This is a genomic window from uncultured Methanobrevibacter sp., assembly GCF_937906425.1.
Taxonomy (GTDB): Archaea; Methanobacteriota; Methanobacteria; order Methanobacteriales; family Methanobacteriaceae; genus Methanobrevibacter.
This window is the reverse complement of sequence record NZ_CALCYR010000143.1, coordinates 1-2,119: the sequence shown is the minus strand read 5'-3', so window position 1 is coordinate 2,119 and position 2,119 is coordinate 1. Positions and strand designations below refer to the sequence as shown.

The following is a 2,119-nucleotide window of genomic DNA, read 5'->3' as shown; positions in this document are numbered from 1 at the left end:
AATTATTTAAAAGTCATAATTATTTAAAAGTCATAATTATTTAAAAGTCATAATTATTTAAAAGTCATAATTGTTGATGTAATTAACTTTAATAGGAGTTTTTATTTTGTGGGATACTGCTAAAGACTATAGAATTTTAATAGCTATGAAATCAAGAGAATTATTTTTAAGAACAGTTCAAACAGGTAGTTTTAGAGGGAACTGGAATAAGAAAGGAGCTATTGATCTTGCTAAAAGAATGGAAGCTGACTTACAATCATTATTATACTGTTATCTTGAAGGAGATGCTCTTGCAAATTGTGAAGATGTTGAAAAACTTGAAGATAAGGCAAATCAAATCATTGAATGCCTTGGTGGAGATGACTGGAACCACAAGTTTATGAAAGGCGCTCCAAAGGATGAAAGGGAAAAAACTGAGGAGAACATTGCAAAGGTCAGATTTTTCCTTGACACTATTTTAGGTTTAAGGGCTCGTTTTAAATTCGGTCCAATCAATGATCCTATTATTGGAATAGACATTAGGGTTGGAGAAGTGATGAGTGTAAGCAAACATCCAAATGCAGATGCCTTAATGATTTGTAATGTTAATTTAGGATACAGGGCACTTAAAATTGTAACCAATGACTTGGATGTTAAGGAAGGAAACCACGTAGGTGTTTCTTTACTCCCTCCTGCCAGTTTTATGGAAGTTGTTAGTGAGGGGATGTTTTTAGGAATGAATGGTTCCATTTTAAAAGATGTCCAAGGGGACTTAGGTAATATGCCTAATGGCATTCCTATGGAATCATTAAATGAAACTAAAAATATGATAGAAACATTCCTAAAACCTTGAATATTTTTAAGTCTTTTTTACACTAATTTTATTTTAAATTCTTATTTTTTTAAAGATTTTTAGGGCTTATTTTTTAATTTAAAGCCCATACGTCTATTTTTATTTTTTTCCAATTTTAAATTTTATTGACTGTTTTGTTGTTGTTTTTACTCTTTAATAGATATTTTTCAATTGTTTCTATTTTTCTATATGATTCATTTTTATTTTTCAATTTCCTATTATAATACTTAGGTAAATAGTGATTTTATGCCATTTTTTTACTTAAAAAACAATAAAGTATTTATATAAGCAAATAGACATATATTATTAAAGGCTTATTTAATGTTTAATTTTTAGATTTCATATGAATTTCTTTATTAAATTTGATATATTTAAAATTCATATCTTTAATTATTAATTATTTCATTATAAGTTATGTTATTACAAAATTAAAGGATTTTGTTGTTTTTAAAAAACATTTTTTAAAAAATTTTTTTTAGATTTATTGATTTTTAATGGTGAAAAAATGGTGGAAGTTTCCTCTTTATATGACTTAGACATATATACATTAGCTGGACAATACGTTGGCCAAGTTCATGATGTAGTTCTTAATATTAGATATGGAACTATTTCAAGACTTCAAGTAAAAGCTATAGAACCTGAAAGAAGAAGTGCAGGTATTAGAGATATCTTTAGAGGCGGATTCCAATTCGTTCCTGAAGAAGAAACCGGAAGATCTTATCAAGAAGGTTTACTTAACATAGAATTTGACAGAGTAACTGCTATTGGGGATATTATGTTAATAGATCCTCAAGATTTAAAAAGACCAAAACCTCCAGTAGTTGGAGAAGAAATGTCAATTCGTCCAAAAGTAGAAGCACCAAAAGCAGAAGCTCCTAAAGTAGAAGCTCCAAAAATTAAAGAATAAACATTTTTGGAATGCGGAAAATTTTTACCATTAATTATTAACCTTTTTAGTGCTTTGGGTTAAAGTTTTGAGTGAATTTTTTCTTACTATGAGCTCTTTTTTTATTGCATTTAGCTTTTGATTCTACTTTTTATTTTATTTTTTTTACTTATTTTTATCTATTTAGACTATTTTATCTAATTTTTATCATTTTGCTTATTTTTATCTGTTTTGGTTATTTTTTTCTAAATTTTTATCATTTTGCTTATTTTTATCTGTTTTGGTTATTTTTTTCTATATTTTTAAAAATTTCAAAATTATTATTTTAAAAATTTCTAATTTTTTCTAGCTTTTAATAAATTTTTTCTAATATTTTTCTAATTTTTTTTCTAATTTTTTCT

General features: G+C 26.0%; 2 protein-coding genes. Both read left to right on the top strand.

What is annotated here, in order from left to right:
- The first annotated feature begins 106 nt into the window (after positions 1-106).
- Entirely contained in the window at positions 107-832 is a 726-nt protein-coding gene (locus Q0138_RS04045) for a tRNA-binding protein (RefSeq protein ID WP_297981268.1), read from the top strand.
- 505 nt (positions 833-1,337) lie between these two features.
- The gene (locus Q0138_RS04040; RefSeq protein WP_297981263.1) at positions 1,338-1,739 is read left to right on the top strand and encodes a PRC-barrel domain-containing protein; all 402 of its coding nucleotides are present in this window, start codon (positions 1,338-1,340) and stop codon (positions 1,737-1,739) included.
- The last annotated feature ends 380 nt before the right edge of the window (positions 1,740-2,119 follow it).

Bases quoted from the DNA above. Each gene is read 5' to 3' on its own strand.
- Q0138_RS04040 (WP_297981263.1), top strand. From the start codon at position 1,338: ATGGTGGAAGTTTCCTCTTTATATGACTTAGACATATATACATTAGCT.